At 63.2% G+C, this 18,200-nt stretch carries 14 protein-coding genes; 6 read left to right on the top strand and 8 right to left on the bottom strand.

The window, feature by feature from the left end:
• Positions 1-14: 14 nt before the first annotated feature.
• Positions 15-1,502: a UxaA family hydrolase gene (locus QMZ29_RS20565; RefSeq protein WP_197759145.1), complete on the top strand. Its 1,488-nt coding sequence runs from the start codon at positions 15-17 to the stop codon at positions 1,500-1,502.
• A gap of 52 nt (positions 1,503-1,554) precedes the next feature.
• On the opposite strand, the gene sstT is transcribed toward QMZ29_RS20565, so the two are convergent.
• The 5 genes from sstT to QMZ29_RS20590 all read right to left on the bottom strand — a co-directional run bounded on the left by sstT (position 1,555) and on the right by QMZ29_RS20590 (position 6,544).
• Positions 1,555-2,790 (bottom strand): serine/threonine transporter SstT, encoded by a 1,236-nt coding sequence (gene sstT, locus QMZ29_RS20570; protein WP_197759147.1) that lies wholly within the window; start codon positions 2,788-2,790, stop codon positions 1,555-1,557.
• Positions 2,791-3,052: 262 nt separating this feature from the next.
• Positions 3,053-4,021 carry a TerC family protein gene (locus QMZ29_RS20575; protein WP_025304345.1) on the bottom strand — a complete coding sequence of 323 codons (969 nt, stop codon included), beginning with the start codon at positions 4,019-4,021 and terminating at the stop codon, positions 3,053-3,055.
• Positions 4,022-4,273: 252 nt separating this feature from the next.
• Positions 4,274-5,005 (bottom strand): glutamine amidotransferase, encoded by a 732-nt coding sequence (locus QMZ29_RS20580; RefSeq protein WP_060434620.1) that lies wholly within the window; start codon positions 5,003-5,005, stop codon positions 4,274-4,276.
• A 1-nt stretch (position 5,006) separates the two neighbouring features.
• Complete coding sequence (locus QMZ29_RS20585; protein WP_197811443.1) at positions 5,007-5,987, bottom strand: Gfo/Idh/MocA family protein; 981 nt, start codon at positions 5,985-5,987, stop codon at positions 5,007-5,009.
• Positions 5,988-6,037: 50 nt separating this feature from the next.
• The gene (locus QMZ29_RS20590; protein WP_004937154.1) at positions 6,038-6,544 is read right to left on the bottom strand and encodes a M48 metallopeptidase family protein; all 507 of its coding nucleotides are present in this window, start codon (positions 6,542-6,544) and stop codon (positions 6,038-6,040) included.
• Between the two features lie 149 nt (positions 6,545-6,693).
• Here QMZ29_RS20590 and rlmG point away from each other — a divergent pair, with 149 nt between their 5' ends.
• On the top strand, positions 6,694-7,833 hold the full coding sequence (gene rlmG, locus QMZ29_RS20595; RefSeq protein WP_060434619.1) for a 23S rRNA (guanine(1835)-N(2))-methyltransferase RlmG: 1,140 nt from the start codon (positions 6,694-6,696) through the stop codon (positions 7,831-7,833).
• A 34-nt stretch (positions 7,834-7,867) separates the two neighbouring features.
• Here rlmG and QMZ29_RS20600 read toward each other — a convergent pair whose 3' ends face one another.
• Complete coding sequence (locus tag QMZ29_RS20600) at positions 7,868-9,889, bottom strand: oxidoreductase (protein ID WP_197811442.1); 2,022 nt, start codon at positions 9,887-9,889, stop codon at positions 7,868-7,870.
• A gap of 307 nt (positions 9,890-10,196) precedes the next feature.
• Here QMZ29_RS20600 and QMZ29_RS20605 point away from each other — a divergent pair, with 307 nt between their 5' ends.
• Positions 10,197-11,816: an ABC-F family ATP-binding cassette domain-containing protein gene (locus QMZ29_RS20605; RefSeq protein ID WP_261425124.1), complete on the top strand. Its 1,620-nt coding sequence runs from the start codon at positions 10,197-10,199 to the stop codon at positions 11,814-11,816.
• Positions 11,817-11,831: 15 nt separating this feature from the next.
• On the opposite strand, the gene pdxR is transcribed toward QMZ29_RS20605, so the two are convergent.
• Complete coding sequence (gene pdxR, locus QMZ29_RS20610) at positions 11,832-13,322, bottom strand: MocR-like pyridoxine biosynthesis transcription factor PdxR (RefSeq protein WP_141972449.1); 1,491 nt, start codon at positions 13,320-13,322, stop codon at positions 11,832-11,834.
• A 121-nt stretch (positions 13,323-13,443) separates the two neighbouring features.
• On the opposite strand from pdxR, the gene QMZ29_RS20615 reads away from it, so the two are divergent.
• From QMZ29_RS20615 to QMZ29_RS20625, 3 genes are read left to right on the top strand one after another with little or no spacing between them, the layout of a single operon-like run.
• A complete protein-coding gene (locus tag QMZ29_RS20615; protein ID WP_197780867.1) occupies positions 13,444-14,709 on the top strand; it encodes a 4-aminobutyrate--2-oxoglutarate transaminase in 1,266 nt (421 codons plus the stop codon).
• Between the two features lie 12 nt (positions 14,710-14,721).
• Positions 14,722-16,176, top strand: coding sequence for an NAD-dependent succinate-semialdehyde dehydrogenase (locus QMZ29_RS20620; protein ID WP_043142047.1), 1,455 nt, complete (start codon positions 14,722-14,724; stop codon positions 16,174-16,176).
• 58 nt (positions 16,177-16,234) lie between these two features.
• Positions 16,235-17,476, top strand: a complete 1,242-nt coding sequence (locus QMZ29_RS20625) for an aromatic amino acid transport family protein (RefSeq protein WP_033639324.1) — start codon at positions 16,235-16,237, stop codon at positions 17,474-17,476.
• Between the two features lie 73 nt (positions 17,477-17,549).
• Here QMZ29_RS20625 and yfcF read toward each other — a convergent pair whose 3' ends face one another.
• Complete coding sequence (gene yfcF / locus QMZ29_RS20630; RefSeq protein WP_197811438.1) at positions 17,550-18,185, bottom strand: glutathione transferase; 636 nt, start codon at positions 18,183-18,185, stop codon at positions 17,550-17,552.
• Positions 18,186-18,200 lie beyond the last annotated feature (15 nt).

Below are 18,200 nucleotides of genomic sequence, written 5' to 3' on the forward strand. Positions count from 1 at the left end.
TCCGGGACTGGTTTATGCAAAGTACGATAAAGATTCACGAGCAGGATAACGTGGCGGTGGCGCTGCGCGATCTGGCCGCCGGAGAAATGCTTGAGTTGGGCGGGGAGCGTATTCAGCTGGCGCAGCCGGTGGCGCGCGGGCACAAGTTTGCGCTCGGCCCGATCGCCGAGGGCGAAGACATCATCAAATACGGCCAGCCGATCGGCCATGCGCTCGCGGCCATTGCGCCTGGGGAGCACATTCATTCGCAAAACGCCAAAACCAACCTGAGCGATCTGGACAGCTACCGTTACCAGCCGCAGTTCCCGGCGTTGCCGCCGCAGGCGGCGGATCGCGAGGTGCAGCTGTACCGCCGGGCCGGCGGCGACGTGGGGATCCGCAACGAGCTGTGGATCGTGCCGACCGTCGGCTGCGTCAACGGCATCGCCCGCCAGATCCAGCAGCGCTTTTTGCAGCAAACGCAGGCGGAGGGGATCGACGGCGTGCATCTGTTCAGCCATCCGTTCGGCTGCTCGCAGCTGGGGCAGGATCATGCCAACACCCGCATCATGCTGCAGAACATGGCGCGCCATCCCAATGCCGGCGCGGTGCTGGTGATCGGGTTGGGGTGCGAGAACAATCAGGTAGATGCTTTTCGCGCCACGCTGGGGATGGCGGACGAGCGGCGGCTGCGCTTTATGGTGTGCCAACAACAGGACGACGAGGTGGAAGCCGGGCTGGCGCTGTTGCACGAGCTGTACCGGGAGATGCGCTACGATCGCCGCGAGCCGGGCCGCCTGAGCGAGTTGAAGTTCGGCCTGGAGTGCGGCGGTTCGGACGGATTGTCGGGTGTCACCGCCAACCCGCTGCTGGGGCGGTTCTCCGACTATGTGATAGCCAACGGCGGCACCACGGTGCTGACCGAAGTGCCGGAGATGTTCGGTGCCGAGCGCATTCTGATGAGCCGCTGCCGCGATGGGGAGACCTTCGAAAAAACCGTCGATATGATCAACGATTTCAAACGCTATTTCATCGCCCATCAACAGCCAATTTATGAGAATCCGTCGCCGGGCAACAAGGCCGGCGGCATCACTACGCTGGAGGAGAAATCGCTCGGCTGCACCCAAAAAGCGGGGCTAAGCCAGGTGGTAGACGTGCTGAAATACGGCGAGCGGCTGCGTGTGCCGGGGCTGAATTTGCTCAGCGCGCCGGGCAACGATGCGGTGGCGACCAGCGCGCTGGCCGGCGCCGGCTGCCATATGGTGCTGTTCAGCACCGGGCGCGGCACGCCGTACGGCGGCTTTGTGCCGACGGTGAAGCTGGCCACCAACAGCGAGCTGGCGGCGAAGAAACCGCACTGGATCGATTTCGACGCCGGCGGCCTGGTTCACGGCGTGGCGATGGAGACCTTGCTCGGCTGCTTCGTCGATCTGATCGTCGAGATCGCCAACGGCCGCCCGGCGCGCAATGAAGCCAACGATTTCCGCGAGCTGGCGATCTTTAAAAGCGGGGTGACGCTCTAAAGCTGACAAAAAAGGCGCTCGAGGGAGCGCCTTTTTATGAAGCAACGCGCGATTAACGCACCTTCAGCGGGTCTTCGTTCGCCAGCCGTTGATCTTCCGCCTGGCAGGCGGCGGCGGTGAACAGCACGTCGGTGGAGGAGTTGAGGGCGGTTTCCGCCGAATCCTGCAGCACGCCGATAATAAAGCCGACCGCCACCACCTGCATCGCCACGTCGTTCGGAATGCCGAACATGTTGCACGCCAGCGGGATCAGCAACAGCGAGCCGCCGGCCACGCCGGAGGCGCCACAGGCGCACAGGGCGGCCACCACGCTCAGCAGCAGAGCGGTCGGGACGTCCACCGCGATGCCCAGCGTGTTCACCGCCGCCAGCGTCAGCACGGTGATGGTGATCGCCGCGCCAGCCATGTTGATGGTGGCGCCCAGCGGGATGGAAACCGAGTAGGTGTCCTCATTCAGATTCAGCTTTTTGCACAGCTCCATGTTCACCGGGATGTTGGCGGCGGAGCTGCGGGTGAAGAAGGCTGTCACGCCGCTCTCGCGCAGGCAGGCGAACACCAGCGGATACGGATTGCGGCGGATTTTCCAGTAAACGATCAGCGGGTTGAGCACCAGCGCCACCAGCAGCATGCAGCCGAGCAGCACCATCAGCAGCTGGGCGTAGCCCCACAGCACGCCGAAGCCGGTTTCCGCCAGCGTGGAAGCCACCAGGCCGAAGATGCCGAGCGGCGCACAGCGGATCACCGCGCGCACCACCAGCGTAACCGCATGGGACATGTCGTTGATCAGCCCCTTGGTGGTGTCGGAAGCGTGGCGCAGCGCCAGCCCCAGCCCGACGGCCCACGCCAGAATGCCAATGTAGTTGGCGTTAATCAGCGCATGGAACGGGTTGGCCACTACGCTCAGCAGCAGGCCTTTCATCACGTCCACGATGCCGCCTGGCGGGGTAATGTCCGTCGCGCCGGTGGTCAGCGCCAGCGTAGAAGGGAAGATAAAGCTGACGACGACCGCCACCAGCGCGGCGGCAAAGGTGCCCAGCAGGTAGAGGAACAGGATCGGGCGAATGTTGGTCTTCTGCCCCTGTTTATGGTTGGCGATCGAGGCCATCACCAGAATCAGCACCAGCACCGGCGCCACCGCTTTCAGCGCGCCGACGAACAGGGAACCGAGCAGGCCGACGGCCGCAGCGGCCGCCGGCGAAACCAGCGCCACCAGAATGCCGGCCACCAGGCCGACCATGATTTGTTTGACCAGGCTACCCTGCGTGATCCTTTGTAATAGTTTTTGCATAGTGCTTTCTTCCTGATGTTATCTGGCCGCCACGGCGGGAACGACGTCGGGCAGCTTTATATGATTCTGTAACTAAGTGTGTTTGCCGAATTAGTATTCAGCAATCGAATGAGGTTGGAAAGAGGCGAGGGTGAAATTCTGAGCGCGGATCAACACTTGATAACATACTGGTTACATTTGTGTGATCGCAATAACGTTTGGCGTTTTGGGGGAATTGCCAAACAATCGCGGGGCGACTAGCGCCCCGGATAACAGATTATGGTTATTTCTTCGCCAGGCGATCGTTGCGGCGATTGACCCAGGCGTTGATCAGCAAAGTGAGCGTCAGGATGCCCGCCACCACGCCGAGCGAGATGCCGATCGGGATGTGGAAGAAGTCGATAATCAGCATCTTGATACCGATAAACACCAGGATCACCGACAGGCCGTATTTCAGCATCGAGAAACGTTCCGCCACGTTGGCCAGCAGGAAGTACATGGCGCGCAGGCCCATGATGGCGAACAGGTTAGAGGTCAGCACGATGAACGGGTCGGTGGTCACGGCGAAAATCGCCGGAATGCTGTCCACCGCGAAAATCACGTCGCTCAGTTCCACCAGGATCAGCACCAGCACCAGCGGGGTGGCGAACAGGATGCCGTTGCGGCGCACGAAGAAACGCTCGCCTTCCAGGCTGTCGGTCATGCGCAGGCGGCTGCGCAGCCATTTCACCAGCGGCTTGTCGCCGATCGCCGAATCATCTTCCTTCGCCAGCGCCATCTTGATACCGGTGAACAGCAGGAAAGCGCCGAACAGATACAGCAGCCACTGGAACTGGCTGACCAGCCAGCTGCCGGCGAAGATCATGATGGTGCGTAGCACGATCGCGCCCAGCACGCCGTAGATCAGCACCCGCCGTTGCAGGTTGGCCGGCACGGCGAAGTAGCTGAACAGCATCAGCCAGACGAACACGTTATCCACCGCCAGCGCTTTTTCGATCAGGTAGCCGGTCAGGAAGGCCAGCGCCTGGGTATCGGCTACGGCGCGCCCGGCGGTTTCATTCAGGTAGTACCAGAAACCGAAATTGAACAGCAGAGAGAGGCTGACCCACACCAGCGACCAGCTGGCGGCCTGCTTCAGGGTCATGGTGTGCGCGCCTTTACGGCCCTGCAACAGGAGATCGATTGCGAGCATCACGACTATGACGGCGGCGAAGCTGCCCCATAACCACGGTGTGCCAACGGAATTCATCATCAGAGGTATCCTTCAAAAACAAAAACGGCCAACGTCGGAAGACGCCAGCCGCTCTGTGAACGCTGCAAGCAAACCTCGCCTTCCGGCAAGGTCTCACTTACAACGTTGATGAAGGTGATTACACCTTTGACATCAGGTTGCCCGGTAACCGGATGCTTGCGCATCGTAATGACGATTGACCGGCAATGAAGTTACTCCCCTTTGCAGAGCAGAAAGTAATGCAAAATGTGTCGGCGGTCAACGTGAATCGCGTTAGCCGGCCATCGCTTTTTGCGCGCCGAGGCTGACGACGAATCCCTGCAGCAGCAGGCGGCTGAACGGCGTGTCGCTAACCTGTTGTTGTTGCTGCTGATAGCGGGCCTGCTGCTCGGGATGCAGCTCGCCGAGCCACTGCAGATACTGGCTCATCACCGCGCCGTTGAATTCCGGGTGGAACTGGGTGGTCAGGGCATGATCGCCATAGCGCAGGATCTGGTGCGCATCCTGCTGCGAACGCGCCAGCGTCTGCGCGCCGGCGGGCGGCGTCAGCACGCTCTGCGAGTGGATCAGGTTGGCTTTGAAGCGCGGCGGCAGCAGGGTGAGCCGCCGGTCTTCGGCCGCGGCGGGCAGCAGTTCGATCTCCAGCGTGCCGACCTCCATGCCCTGCGGGTGGTAACCCACTTCGCCGCCGAGCGCGTAGGCCAACAGCTGGTGGCCGTAGCAGACGCCGAACAGCGGCAGTTTGATCGCCATCGCCTGGCGCAGCCATTCGGCGGCCTCCTCGCTCCACGGCAGCCGTTCGGTCACCATCGCCGGCGAGCCGGTGATGACCACGCCGCAATAGGCGGCCGGCGGCAACGGCCGCTCGCCGGCGGGCAGATGCACGATGTGCGCGCGTTCGGCGTCGATGTTGCCCTGTTGCAGAAACATGCCTTCAAAGTTGGCCAATTCCTGACGAATGGCCTGCGGCGCGTCGCCGGTTTGCATCACGAGCAGCGGTTTCATCTCATTCTCCGTCGGCGGGGAAAACGACGCCGGTCTGGCTGCGGATGTCGGTCAGCAGGCGGGCGACGATCAGCGAATTCTCCAGCCCTGGATGTTCCACCTGACGCTTCTCAACCAACTCGGCGAAGGCCAGCGCCTCATACAGCATGGTGTTGATGTGCTGCGGCTGGCTCAGATCCTGGCGGTTGCCGCCGCGCGGCGTCAGCGCCACGCCCTGGCACTCGGAAATCTTGTCGATAATCAGCGTGCCTTCCTCCCCCTGGATCTCGCTGGGGATCGCCGAGTCGCTGACCTTGGAATGGGAAAGCGTGACGTCGAAATCGCCGTAGTTCAGGCAGACGGTGCCGTGGGCGTCCACGCCGGTATCGAGCAGCGTGGCGCTGGCGAGCACCGACTGCGGCGCGCCGAACAGCGCCACCGCGCTGGCCAGGCAGTAGTAGCCGATGTCCATGATGGAGCCGTTGGAGAACTGTGGATTAAACGTGTTGGGGTTCTCGCCGGCCAGGTAGCGCGGGTAGCGCGAAGAGTATTGGCAGTAGTTGATGAAGGCTTTGCGCAGCCGGCCGATTTTCGGCAATGCCTGTTGCAGCGCCAGAAAATTCGGCAGATAGGCGCTTTTGAACGCCTCGAACAGCACCACCTGATTTTCCCGCGCGCAGGCTACCAGCTGTTCCGCTTCGCGCTGGTTGGAGGCCAGCGGTTTTTCGCAGATCACGTGCTTTTTATGGCGCAGGAACAGCAGCGATTGCGGGCAGTGCAGGGAATTGGGGCTGGCGATATACACCGCGTCTATGGCGTCGGACTGGGCCATCGCCTCGAGAGAGTCGAAAAACTGCGTGACCTGATAGTTGGCGCCAAACGCCTGCGCCTGTTCCAGCGAGCGTGAATACACGGCGCTCAGCTTGAGTTTGCCGCTTTCATGGGCGGCATCGATAAAACGTTCCGTAATCCAGTTGGTGCCGACGACGGCAAAGCGAATCATGGCGAGCTCCGGTCCAGGCTTAAAACCGCAGATTATCACGCCCTCACGCGCTATGCATACAGCTCGCCGAACAGCGAAAGGTGCGTCAGATACAGCCGGGTATCGAACTCCAACTGGTGGTAATCCGGCTCCATATGGCAGCACAGGCTGTAGAATGCCTTGTTGTGATCTTTCTCTTTCAGGTGCGCCAGCTCATGCACCACGATCATACGCAGGAAGGGCTCGGGCGCGACCTTGAACACCGTCGCCACGCGGATTTCCGCCTTGGCCTTCAGCTTGCCGCCCTGCACGCGCGAGATAGCGGTATGCAGGCCGAGCGCGTGCTTCATGACGTGGATCTTGCTGTCGTAGGCCACCTTGCTCAGCGGTTGGGCGTTGCGCAGGTACTGGTTTTTCAGATCGACGGTAAACTGATACAGCGATTTGTCGGTCGTGCAGTCGTGCACCTGCGGATAGCGCTGCAGCAGCACGTCCCCCAGCCGATTCTGATGGATCAGTTGCTGCACCTGGCTTTGCAGATGCGTTGGGTAGCCTTGCAGGTAGGTCAATTCAGACATTCTTGTTCCGTATCAACGGCCATTCAGCCGGTCATTCTATGCTGTTTTTTCGCTCAAATCCTGACATACGCAATTTATCCGAAAAAACATTTTACTGACGGGCGTTTTTAGGGGATAAACAGCCCAAATTTTATCAGTCAGGAGGGGCAATGAGCCAACTCGATCTGGGAACACAGCAACTTGAGCTGGAGCGTTATCCCCAACAGGAAGAATCCACCCAACTGCAGGCGTGGGAAGCAGCGGACGAATATCTGCTGCAACAGCTTGAAAACGTAGATATCGGCGGCCGTCCGGTGCTGATTTTCAACGATAACTTCGGCACCCTGGCCTGTGCGCTGCACGCGCATCGTCCTTACAGCGTCAGCGACTCGTACATGAGCCAGCTGGCGACGCGCCACAACCTGAAGCTCAACGGTCTGGATCCCGAGCAGGTCACGCTGTTGGACAGCCTGGCCGAGCTGCCGGCGGCGCCGGCGGTGGTGCTGATTCGCGTGCCGAAAGCGCTGGCGTTGCTGGAACAGCAGCTGCGCGCGCTGCGCCACGTCGTGACCGAAGACACGCTGATCGTCGCCGGCGCCAAGGCGCGCGACGTGCATACCTCGACGATGCAGCTGTTTGAAAAGGTGCTGGGCCCGACGCGCACCAGCCTGGCGTGGAAGAAGGCGCGCCTGATCTTCTGTCAGGCGGCGGACATCGTCCCGCCGGCGGCAGCGGAAACCACCAACTGGACGCTGGACGGCACCGATTGGCTGATCCACAACCACGCCAACGTCTTCTCGCGTGGCAGCCTGGATATCGGCGCGCGCCTGTTCCTGGATCATCTGCCGCGTGGCCTGAACGGCCATATCATCGATCTGGGCTGCGGCAACGGCGTGATTGGCCTGGCGGCGCTGGCGCAAAACCCGGAAGCGCAGATGACCTTCGTCGATGAATCTTACATGGCGGTGGCTTCCAGCGAGCTGAATGTGGAGCACAACCTGCCGCAAGAGCTGGATCGCTGTCAGTTTGAGGTGAACAACGCGCTGGCGGGCATCGAGCGCGAAAGCGTGCAGGCGGTGCTGTGTAACCCGCCGTTCCACCAGCAGCACGCCATTACCGATCACACCGCCTGGCAGATGTTCTGCGACGCCAAGCGCTGCCTGCAGGTGGGCGGCGAATTGCGCATCGTCGGCAACCGTCACCTCGACTATCACCAGAAGCTCAAGCGTCTGTTCGGCAACTGCACGCTGGTGGCCTCGAACAAGAAGTTCGTGATCCTGAAAGCGGTGAAATCCGGCGCGCGTCGCTGAGTGAATAACAAGGGGCGCCGGGCGCCCTTTTTTTTTACAGCGCCATCGCCAGCCGCGTGCCCTGATCGATCGCACGGCGGGCGTCCAGCTCGGCAGCCACGTCGGCGCCGCCGATCAGGTGCACGATTTTCCCCATCGCCAGCAGCGGCTGCTGCAGCTCGCGGCGCGGTTCCTGCCCGGCGCAGACGATCACCGTGTCCACCGGCAGGCAACTTTCCTGCTCGGCGCGGGTGATGTGCAGCCCTTCATCGTCGATCAGCCGATAGCTGACGCTATTGAGCATCTTCACGCCGCGCATCGCCAGGCTGGCGCGGTGGATCCAACCGGTGGTTTTCCCCAGGCCTTCGCCTACCTTGCTGGTTTTACGTTGCAACAGGTAGATCTGCCGCGCGGCGCGTGGCGCCTGAGGGCCTTGCGCTGCAAGCCCGCCGCGTTGCTCAAGGCGACCATCGATGCCCCATTCGCGGTTGAATTCCGTCTGATCCAGGCTGCTGGACATGCCGTGCTGGCTAAGGTACTCGGCGGTGTCGAAGCCGATGCCGCCGGCGCCGATGATCGCCACCCGCTGGCCGACCGGTTTTTTATCGCGCAGCACGTCCAGATAGCTCAGCACCTTGGCGTGCCCGATGCCGGGGATGTCCGGGGTGCGCGGCACGATGCCGCAGGCGAGGATCACTTCGTCGAATTCGCTTAAATCCGCCGCCTCGACCTTGACGCCCAACCTGACCGTCACTTCGCGCAGCGCCAACTGGCGGCGGAAGTAACGCAGGGTTTCATGGAATTCTTCCTTGCCGGGGATTTGTTTGGCGATGTTGAACTGGCCGCCGATCTGCTCGGCGGCGTCGAACAGCGTCACCTGATGGCCACGGCTGGCGGCGGTGGTGGCAAACGCCAGCCCGGCGGGGCCGGCGCCGATCACCGCCAGCTTTTTCGGTTTCTCCGCCATCGTCAGCGGCATTTCGGTTTCGCGGCAGGCGCGCGGGTTGACCAGGCAGGAGGTCAGCTTGCCTTCAAATATCTGGTCGAGGCAGGCCTGGTTGCAGCCGATGCAGGTATTGATCTCGTCGGCGCGCCCCTCGGCGGCTTTCTGCACAAAGGCGGCGTCGGCAAGGAACGGGCGCGCCATCGACACCATGTCGGCACAGCCGTCCGCCAGCACCTGCTCGGCCACCGCCGGATCGTTGATGCGGTTGGTGGTGATCAGCGGGATGCTGACCTTGCCCATCAGCTTGCGGGTTACCCAGCTGAATCCGGCGCGCGGCACCATGGTGGCGATGGTCGGGATGCGCGCTTCGTGCCAGCCGATGCCGGTATTGATGATCGTGGCGCCCGCCTGTTCGACCGCCAGCGCCAGCTGTTCGATCTCCTGCCAGCTGGAGCCGTCCTCCACCAGATCGAGCATCGACAGCCGGTAGATCAGAATGAATGCCGGGCCCACGGCCTGGCGCACCGCCCTGACGGTCTCGACGGCGAACCGCATGCGGTTGGTGAAGCTGCCGCCCCATTGGTCGTCGCGTTGGTTGGTGCGCGTCGTCAAGAATTGGTTGATCAGATAGCCCTCGGATCCCATCACCTCAACGCCGTCATAGCCGGCCTGCTGCGCCAGCGCCGCGCAGCGGGCGAAGTCGGCGATAGTCTGCTCGATCTCCGCTGCGCTGAGCGCGCTCGGCGTAAACGGGTTGATCGGCGCCTGCAGCGCGGAAGGGGCCACCAGCTTAGGTTGATAGCTGTAACGGCCGGTGTGCAGGATCTGCAGCGCAATTTTGCCGCCCGCCCGGTGGACGGCTTCAGTCACCGGGCGGTGGTGAGGCAATTGCTCCTCGCTGTTGAGGATCGAACCGCCGCGAAACACCACGCCCTGTTCGTTCGGGGCAATGCCGCCGGTGACGATCAGCGCCACGCCGGCGGCGGCGCGCTCGGCATAGAACGCGGCCAGGCGCTGCGGGCCGTCGGGCAGCTCTTCCAGGCCGGTATGCATCGATCCCATCAGCACCCGATTTTTCAGGGTGGTGAAGCCGAGATCCAGCGGCGCCAGCAGGTGAGGGTAATTGCTCATTGCACTCTCCATCGGGTGAAATCGGGGCCCGTTGTTATAATTATGTGAACACAAGTGGTCGGATGAGATAAATCTAGCCGTTGTCATGCCGCTTGGGAATCTGCGTTGCGCCGAATGTGATAGACGTCATGAATCTCAGACTCTGTTTGCATAACGAACAAAAGATCGGTTAACCTTTGCGCGTTGTAAATTCCTTCTCTCTGCGGAGCCACTACCGAAAATGAACACCCACACCTGTTGATATCTGGTCCCACGCTGTGCGCTCTTGCGCCCTGTGGGGATGTTTTGATCTCATTCAGGAGTGCTTATGGCTCATTTTGCGCAGTCCCCTTATTTCGTTTTACATCAACTGACCTGCCAATTTGCTGACGGCGAAACGCTGTTCGGCCCGCTGGATCTCGCTTTCGATCGGCAGCGCTGTGGCCTGGTGGGGCGCAACGGCGTCGGCAAAACCCAGCTGCTGCGCCTGATCGCCGGGTTGGATCGGCCGGGTAACGGTTACGTCGAATCCCATGCCGCATTGGCTTACGTTGCGCAGCAGCCGGAGATCGCCGCGGACACCACGCTGGCCCAGCTGTTGGGCTATGGCGAGGTGTTTGCCGCGCTGGCGCGTCTCGAGCAGGGGCAGCCGCTGGCGGACGATATCGATCGTCTGGAAGGGCGCTGGGATCTCAACGATCGTCTGCAAAACGCCTTTGTCGCCGCCGGGCTGCCGGCCTTCGATCCGTTGCGATCCGCAAGCTCTCTGAGCGGCGGCGAGCGGATGCGCGCGGCGCTGTGCGGGGCGTTGCTGGGCGAAGCGGATTTTCTGCTGCTGGACGAACCGACCAACCACCTCGACAGCGTCGGGCGTGCCTGGCTGTATCAGCAGCTGGATCAGTGGCGCGGCGGGCTGCTGATCGCCAGCCATGACCGGCAGCTGCTGGCGCGCATGGCGCGCATTGTCGAACTGACACCCGGTGCGCTGCGCAGCTACGGCGGCAACTACGATGACTACCGGCGCCAGCGCGACACGGAACAGCAGGCGGCGCGCGCCGATCTGGAGCATGCGCGCGAGGAGCGTCGCCGCACCCGCGCTCGCCAGCAGAAAGAGCACGACATGAGCCAGCGGCGCTCGGCGCAAACGCTGCGCGTCGTCGATACGCTGAATATCGCCTCTTTTGAGCGGGTGGCCTACAAGTCGGCGGCGAAGGAGAGCCTCGGTACGCTGCGCAAACAGCATCAGGATCAGCGCGACAGCCTCGATGCGGCGGTGCGCGAAGCCTATCAGCGGGTGGAAGAGGAACAGCCGGTGTTGCTGGCACTGCCCGGCAGCGAAGTGAGCGCGAACAAGCAGGTGCTGGTGCTCGAGCGGCTGCAGCTGCCGTTCGTCAGCGCGCCGCCGCTCGATCTGCGTATCGACGGCCCGATGCGCGTGGCGTTGACCGGCCCCAACGGCTGTGGCAAGTCCACCTTACTGAAGACCGTTCTCGGTCAGCTGACGGCGCTTTCCGGCCATTGTCATTGCCCGCTGTCGACGGCCTACCTCGATCAAACCCTGTCGCAGCTCGACCCGAATCTGTCGGTGATGGAGCATCTGGGGCTGCAGGATTCACCGTTGGCGGAAGGCGCGTTGCGCACCCGGTTGGCGCAGTTGCAGCTTGGCGCGGATCGCATCGCGCTGCCGCTGGGCTCGCTGAGCGGCGGCGAACGGCTCAAGGCGGCGTTGGCCTGCGCGCTGTGGCGGCGACAACCGGCGCAGCTGCTGTTGCTCGACGAGCCGACCAACCACCTGGATCTGGCGTCGTCGCTGGCGATCGAAACTGCGCTGGCGGATTTCCCCGGCGCGATGCTGGTGGTGTCGCACGACGAAGACTTCCTGCAGGCGCTGCGGCCGACACACCGTCTGCAGCGACAGATGGACGGCTGGCGGCTTCAGGCCTGGTAACGCGCGAAGGCGGCCCTAGGGGGCCGCCTTTTTCACCTCGGGCGTGTTGATGCACGCCAGCAGCTGGGTGAAGGCCGCGGCCATCTGCTCTTCCGGTACGCAGGCAAATCCCATCAGCAGGCCGCGCCGGCGGTTGGGCAGCATGTAGTAGCGCGACAGCGGCCGCACCAGCACCCCCTGCGCGCCGGCGGCGGCGGCGATCGCCACGTCGTCGGCCTCGTCCGGCAGGTTGAGGATCAGGTGCAATCCGGCGTTGCTGTTGAATTCGCTGAGCGCCTGTTTGCCGAGATGCTGTTCGATCAATCCGGTCAGGAAGGCGCGCCGCCGGGCGTACAGCAACCGCATGCGGCGGATATGCGCGGTGTAGTGCCCCTCTTGAATAAACTCCGCCAGCGCGCTCTGGATCAGCAGGTGCCCGCCGCGGTACAGCTCGGCGTGGGCGGTTTTCAACGCTTGCACCAGCGGCGGCGGCAACACCACATAGCCGAGGCGCAGCGCCGGGTAAAGCGTCTTGCTGAAGGTGCCGATGTAAATCACCGGCGCGTCGGCCTCCAGCCCTTGCAGCGCCGGGATCGGTTGGCCGGAAAAGCGGAATTCGCTGTCGTAGTCGTCCTCGACGATCCAACCGCCGGCGTTGCGCGCCAGCGCCAGCAGCCGTTGGCGGCGCGCCAGGCTCATCACCGAGCCGAGCGGATACTGGTGCGACGGGGTGACGAAAATCAGGCGGGGTGGCGTCGTTGGCTGCTCCGGCGGCACCAGCCCGGCCTCGTCCACCGCCAGCGGGCAGATGTTCAACGCATTGATGCGCAGGATATTGCGGATCCCCCAATAGCCCGGTTCTTCGATCCAGGCGTCATCCCCCGGATTGCACAACATGCGCGTCACCAGATCGATCGCCTGATGGATGCCTTCAGTGATCAGGATCTGTTCCGGCGAGCAGCGCACCGAGCGCGCCACCCGTAAATACTCCACCAACGCATGCTGCAGCTCCGGGCTGCCGCCCTGATTGCTGTAGGTCAGCCGCTGCGGCGCCGGGCGGCGGCTGAGGCGCGCCTGGATCTTGCTGAACAGCTGATGGGGAAAGGCGTTGACGTCGGGGACGCCGGGAATGAATGCCCCCCACTGTTTGGGGCTGGCGCTGGCGTGGTGCAGCAGCGTGGCGCCGCGCTCCGACAGTTCGACGCGCCGCGGTTGCCCGCTGCCGTCCGCCGGAGCGCCGCCGGTGGAGAGGCAGCTGTCCGGCACCGTGTCGGCGACGAAGGTGCCGCTGCCGGCGCGCGCCGACACGTAGCCTTCCGCCAGCAGTTGTTCATAAACGGTTAATACGGTGTTGCGGGACAGGCTGAGCTCCTGCGCCAGATCGCGCGAGGCGGGCAGGCGGCTGGAGGGCGGCAGGCTGCCGTCGAGAATGCTGGTGCGGATCGCGTTGTAAAGCCGCTTGTGCAGCTTGTCATCGGGCTGTTCGCCGAGGCGCTGCAGCAACAGATCACCACTCAATGAGCGCAATTGGATCCCTCAATTATTCGTAACTGGCACTCGATTATAGGGCCACATCCTGTGTAAATAAACGGCATTGTTTCACGAATGTGAACGAAACGTGTAACTGGCACCGACCGGAGAGAACAGCATGAAAAACGCAGAATTGAACCAACGCCGTCAGGACGCCACCCCGCGCGGAGTGGGCGTGATGTGTGGTTTTTACGCCGAGCGCGCAGAGAACGCCACGCTGTGGGATGTGGAAGGCAAAGAAGTGATCGACTTCGCCTCGGGGATCGCCGTGCTGAACACCGGCCATCGCCACCCGAAGGTGATCGCCGCGATTGAAAAGCAGTTGCAGGCTTTCACCCACACCGCCTATCAGATCGTTCCTTACGAAAGCTATGTTTCGTTGGCGGAGCGCATCAACCAGCGCGCGCCGATCGTCGGCCCGTGTAAAACCGCCTTCTTCACCACCGGCGCGGAAGCGGTGGAAAACGCGGTGAAGATCGCCCGCGCTTACACCGGCCGTCCGGGCTTGATCACCTTCGGCGGCGGCTTCCACGGCCGTACCTATATGACCATGGCGCTGACCGGCAAAGTGGCGCCTTACAAACTGGGCTTTGGCCCATTCCCCGGCTCGGTGTTCCACGGCCAGTACCCGAACGCGCTGTACGGCGTGACCACCGAAGACGCGATGAACAGCCTGGATCGCCTGTTTAAAGCGGATATCGATCCCAAGCAGGTGGCGGCGATCGTGCTGGAGCCGGTGCAGGGCGAGGGCGGCTTCAACGTGGCGCCGGCCGAGTTCATGCAGGCGCTGCGTGCGCTGTGTGACCAGCACGGCATTCTGCTGATCGCCGACGAGGTGCAGACCGGCTTCGCCCGTACCGGCAAGCTGTTCGCCATGGAGCACTACAGCGTTAAGCCCGATTTGATCACCATGGCGAAAAGCCTGGCGGGCGGCATGCCACTGTCGGCGGTGGCGGGCCGCGCCGAGGTGATGGACGCGCCGGCGCCGGGCGGGCTGGGCGGCACCTACGCCGGTAACCCGCTGGCGGTGGCCGCCGCGCACGCGGTGCTGGACGTGATCGACGAAGAGCAGCTGTGCCAGCGCGCCCAGCGCTTGGGGCAGCACCTGGTGGAAGTGCTCCAGCAGGCGCGCAAAACCAGCCCGGCGATCGCCGATGTGCGCGCGCAGGGATCGATGGTGGCGGTGGAGTTCAACGATCCATCTACCGGCAAGCCTTCGGCGGAGATCACCCGTCAGGTGCAGCAGAAGGCGATGGCGGAAGGGCTGCTGCTGCTGAGCTGCGGCGTGAACGGCAACGTGATCCGCTTCCTCTACCCGCTGACCATCCCGGACGATCAGTTCACCAAGGCGATGGGCATTCTGTCCCGCGCGCTGGCCCACTAAGGAGCTATCGGCATGAAATTGAATAATCCCGAGCTGTTGCGCAGCCAGTGTCTGATCAACGGCGAATGGTGCGATGCCCTGAGTGGCAAACGCGAAGCGGTGATCAACCCGGCCACCGGCGCCGAACTGGCCAGCATTCCGCTGGTCAGCGAAGAGGAAACCCAGCAGGCGATCGCGGCGGCGCAGCGGGCGCAAAATGACTGGAAACAGCTGACCGCCAAGCAGCGTTCTGCGCTGCTGTTGGCCTGGGCCGACAAGGTGTTGGCCGCGCAGGAAGATCTGGCGCAGCTGATGACCGCCGAGCAGGGCAAATCGCTGGCGGAAGCGCGCGGCGAAGTGGCGTACGCCGCGTCGTTCATCACCTGGTTCGCCGAAGAGGCCAAGCGGGTGGACGGCGCGGTATTGCAGGCGCCGCAGGCTTCGCAGCGCCTGGTGGTGGTGAAGCAGCCGATCGGCGTGTGCGCGGCCATCACCCCGTGGAATTTCCCGGCGGCGATGATCACCCGCAAGGTGGCGCCAGCGCTGGCGGCCGGTTGCGCCATCATCGTCAAACCGGCCGAGCAAACGCCGCTGACCGCGCTGGCGCTGGCCAAGCTGGCACAGGACGCCGGCATTCCCGCCGGCGTGTTGCAGGTGGTGACCGGCGAAGCGGCGCAGGTGGGCAAAGTGCTGTGCGACAGCCCGGTGGTGCGCAAGCTGAGCTTTACCGGTTCGACCGAGGTCGGCCGCATCCTGATGGCGCAGTGCGCGCCGAGCATCAAGAAACTGTCGCTGGAGCTGGGCGGCAATGCGCCGGTCATCGTGTTTGACGACGCCAATCTGGACGCGGCGGTAGCGGGCATCATGGCCTCCAAGTTCCGCAACAGCGGCCAGACCTGCGTGTGCGCCAACCGCATATACGTGCAGGACGGCATCTACGAGCGGCTGGCGGAGAAGCTGGTGGCGGCGGTCGAGCAGTTGAAAGTGGGTGACGGCAGCCACGAAGGCACCACCCAGGGGCCGCTGATCGACAGCGATGCGGTGGCGAAGGTGCAGAGCCATATCGACGACGCGCTGATCAAAGGGGCACAGATCGCCACCGGCGGCCAGCCGCACGCGCTCGGCGGCACTTTCTTCCAGCCGACGGTGGTGACCGGCGTGACGCAGAAGATGCGCTTCGCCAAAGAAGAAACCTTCGGGCCGGTGGCGCCGCTGTTCCGCTTCCATGACGAGGCGGAAGCCATCGCCATGGCCAACGACACCGAATTCGGCCTGGCCGCCTACCTGTTCACGCAGAACGCCGCACGCCAATGGCGTGTGCCGGAGGCGCTGGAGTACGGCATGGTCGGCATCAACACCGGGCTGATTTCCAACGAAGTGGCGCCGTTCGGCGGCGTGAAACAGTCAGGGCTCGGGCGTGAAGGATCGCGCTACGGGATAGAAGAATATCTGGAGCTGAAATACCTGTGTATCGATGTGAGCTGTTGAGCGTCAGGACGTTAACCCATCCCGGCGGCCAGCGTCGCCGGGCGATAAAGGATGATGCATGTCTGATAATATCTCTGTTTCTCCGGCGCTTGCCGCCGGGGTGCGAGCACCTGCACCCGCCAAATCGTTAAGTTTCCTCGAAGGGGTGGCGATGATCGTCGGCACCAACATCGGCGCCGGGGTGCTCTCCATCGCCTACGCCTCCAGCAAGGCCGGCTTTCTGCCGCTGCTGTTCTGGCTGGTGCTGGTGGGAAGCCTGACCACCATCACCATGCTGTACGTTGCCGAATCCACGCTGCGCACCCGCGCGCATCTGCAGCTGAGCGGGCTGGCGAAGCGCTACGTCGGCGGCCTGGGCGCCTGGCTGATGTTCGCTTCGGTGTGCGTCAACAGCGTTGGGGCGCTCACCGCCTATATGACCGGCAGCGGCAAGCTGCTGCAATCGCTGTTCGGCATCTCGCCGGCGCTGGGCAGCCTGCTGTTCTTCGTGCCCGCCGCCGGCGTGCTGTACCTGGGGTTGAAAGCGATCGGCCGCGGCGAGAAGTTCATCAGCATCGGCATGGTGGTGATGTTGACCGCGCTGGTGGCGGCAACGCTGCTGAAAGACACCACGCAGATGCGCAACCTGCTGGACGGCGACTGGCGCTATATGGTGCCGGTGTTCAACGTGGTGGTGTTCTGCTTCTCGGCGCAGTACATCGTGCCGGAGATGGCGCGCGGCTTTGCCGACAAGCCCGAGCAACTGCCGAAGGCGATCATCGTCGGCATGGTGGTGACCTTCATTTTGCTGGCGGCGGTGCCGATGTCGGTGATCGCGCTCAGCGGGCTGGATGACATCTCCGACGTGGCCACCATCTCCTGGGGCCAGGCGCTGGGGCAGTGGGCGTTCTTCTCCGCCAACATCTTCGCGCTGTGTGCGATGCTGACCTCGTACTGGGGATTGGGCGGCAGCTTCCTGACCAATATTTTCGACAAGTTTCGGCTGGGCAACGACGAGCTGCCGCTGCGCCGCTTCGGCGTGCTGCTGTTGGTGGTGGTGCCGCCGTTCGTGCTGGCCTACAGCGGGCTGGTGTCGTTCGTCAACGCGCTCTACTTCGCCGGGGTGTTCAGCGGGGTGATCCTGTCGATCATGCCGATGCTGATCCTGCGCGGCGCGCGCAAGCATGGCGACCAGACCCCGCGCTGGCAGTGCAACTGGATCACGCACCCGTTGCTGCAGGTCAGCATTGTGTTGCTGTACCTGGCCAGCGCGGTGTACGCCATCGCTTCATTGTTAGGCTATCTGCCCTCTGGATGGTGATTTGCCTTCCCTCAAGCAGTGATGTTGTTTCTCGGCATTGAGAACGGCGGCGTCGTGGCCGCCGATTTTTTTCTCAGGCGCGCCGTTTTTCCGACAATGCCAGCCACGCCTGCACCGACGGGCGCTGCCACTGCTTGTGCACATAGTGGCGCACGCGCTCCGGCACCGGATCGCCGTGCATCACCAGCCGGTTGAGCATCAGCGCCAGATCGGTGTCGGCGATGCACCACTCCCTGAACAGATTATCCTGCCCGTGGCTCAGCAGCTTTTCCACGGCGGCGATCAGCTTGCGCGCGGCCTCTTGCGCGGCTTCGGACAGCGGCGGGAATTTGCCGTTGTTGAACACCACCTCGGTCGAACGCTCGGCGCGGATCGGCAGCAGATCGCTGCGCAGCCAGGCCTGGATCTCGCGCGCTTTGGCACGCAGCTTCACGTCGCGCGGGTACACGGCGTGGGCCGGGTGGATGTCTTCCAGGTATTCGGCGATCGCCGAAGACTCCGAGAGCTGGAACTCGCCGATCGCCAGCGTCGGCACCCGGCGGGTGAGCGACAGCGCCGCGTAGGCCGCCTCTTTGTTCTCTTCTTTCGCCAGATTCACCGGCTTCACGGTGAACGGAATGCCTTTTTCCGTCAGCACGACAAAGGCGGACATGGCGTACGGGCTGAAAAATTCACTGTCGGTATAAAGTTCGGTGATCGGTTGAGACATCGGCGGTTCCTCGGG

The sequence above is a fragment of the Serratia sp. PF-27 genome (genome assembly GCF_030053255.1).
In the GTDB taxonomy this organism is placed as follows: Bacteria; Pseudomonadota; Gammaproteobacteria; order Enterobacterales; family Enterobacteriaceae; genus Serratia; species Serratia bockelmannii.

Coding starts and splice junctions, on each gene's coding strand:
- QMZ29_RS20585 (WP_197811443.1), bottom strand. CDS start 5,987: ATGATTCGCTTTGCCGTCGTCGGCACCAACTGGATTACGGAACGTTTT.
- QMZ29_RS20615 (WP_197780867.1), top strand. CDS start 13,444: ATGAAAAACGCAGAATTGAACCAACGCCGTCAGGACGCCACCCCGCGC.
- QMZ29_RS20565 (WP_197759145.1), top strand. CDS start 15: ATGCAAAGTACGATAAAGATTCACGAGCAGGATAACGTGGCGGTGGCG.
- QMZ29_RS20575 (WP_025304345.1), bottom strand. CDS start 4,021: ATGATGAATTCCGTTGGCACACCGTGGTTATGGGGCAGCTTCGCCGCC.
- sstT (WP_197759147.1), bottom strand. CDS start 2,790: ATGCAAAAACTATTACAAAGGATCACGCAGGGTAGCCTGGTCAAACAA.
- rlmG (WP_060434619.1), top strand. CDS start 6,694: ATGAGCCAACTCGATCTGGGAACACAGCAACTTGAGCTGGAGCGTTAT.
- QMZ29_RS20605 (WP_261425124.1), top strand. CDS start 10,197: ATGGCTCATTTTGCGCAGTCCCCTTATTTCGTTTTACATCAACTGACC.
- yfcF (WP_197811438.1), bottom strand. CDS start 18,185: ATGTCTCAACCGATCACCGAACTTTATACCGACAGTGAATTTTTCAGC.
- QMZ29_RS20590 (WP_004937154.1), bottom strand. CDS start 6,544: ATGTCTGAATTGACCTACCTGCAAGGCTACCCAACGCATCTGCAAAGC.
- QMZ29_RS20580 (WP_060434620.1), bottom strand. CDS start 5,005: ATGAAACCGCTGCTCGTGATGCAAACCGGCGACGCGCCGCAGGCCATT.
- QMZ29_RS20600 (WP_197811442.1), bottom strand. CDS start 9,889: ATGAGCAATTACCCTCACCTGCTGGCGCCGCTGGATCTCGGCTTCACC.
- QMZ29_RS20625 (WP_033639324.1), top strand. CDS start 16,235: ATGTCTGATAATATCTCTGTTTCTCCGGCGCTTGCCGCCGGGGTGCGA.
- QMZ29_RS20620 (WP_043142047.1), top strand. CDS start 14,722: ATGAAATTGAATAATCCCGAGCTGTTGCGCAGCCAGTGTCTGATCAAC.